The sequence below is a fragment of the Massilia luteola genome (genome assembly GCF_034420155.1).
Taxonomy (GTDB): Bacteria; Pseudomonadota; Gammaproteobacteria; order Burkholderiales; family Burkholderiaceae_D; genus Telluria; species Telluria luteola.
Window position 1 is genome coordinate 1 of the sequence record NZ_JAXOFN010000076.1, and the last position, 752, is coordinate 752.

Below are 752 nucleotides of genomic sequence, written 5' to 3' on the forward strand. Positions count from 1 at the left end.
TGCGGATCAAAGTGTGTTTGCTCACTCCCCGCAGCTTATCGCAAGCTACTACGTCCTTCATCGCCTGTAATCGCCAAGGCATCCACCATGTGCACTTATTCACTTGTCCCTATAACGTTGGCCCCTGCATGAGTATCAGGGAACGTCATATCGACAAGAGTTCAGCTTACTTTGTTTGTTGATACATACAGATTACTACCCTAAGTGTCCAATACATCTTTCGATGCGTTGAACGCTTAAAGAAAACTTTACTTCTTCCAGATTGTTAAAGAACGAGAACTACACTTATCTAAAGCTTTGCGCCTTACATAAATGCAGTGAACAAGAGTTGGTGGAGGATGACGGGATCGAACCGACGACCCCCTGCTTGCAAAGCAGGTGCTCTCCCAGCTGAGCTAATCCCCCGTGTGGCTTTTGCCATCTAAAAATGATCCGGCTTCGCCGGGCATTTTTAGCTAACGCAGTTCCAAACGAAAGTAGGTTTTTACTTTCGTTTGATAGCCCTGGTAGGGCTGGTTGGACTCGAACCAACGACCCCCGCGTTATCAACACGGTGCTCTAACCAGCTGAGCTACAGCCCCGAAAACTCTTCTCGTTTAACTTTATAACAGCCGATAAGCGTGGGCGCTTGATGACCGAGCTCTCGCTCGCAGTGCCACTCTAGAAAGGAGGTGATCCAGCCGCACCTTCCGATACGGCTACCTTGTTACGACTTCACCCCAGTCACGAATCCTACCGTGGTAAGCGCCCTC

The 752-nt window shown here is 49.2% G+C and carries 2 tRNA genes and 2 rRNA genes; all 4 read right to left on the reverse strand.

Going from position 1 to position 752, the window contains the following annotated elements:
* A 23S ribosomal RNA gene (locus U9J41_RS29240) occupies positions 1 to 109 on the reverse strand; the annotation flags it as partial.
* 220 nt (positions 110 to 329) lie between these two features.
* Positions 330 to 405: transfer RNA gene (locus U9J41_RS29245), tRNA-Ala, on the reverse strand.
* Between the two features lie 99 nt (positions 406 to 504).
* Positions 505 to 581, reverse strand: a tRNA-Ile gene (locus U9J41_RS29250).
* 83 nt (positions 582 to 664) lie between these two features.
* A 16S ribosomal RNA gene (locus tag U9J41_RS29255) occupies positions 665 to 752 on the reverse strand; the annotation flags it as partial.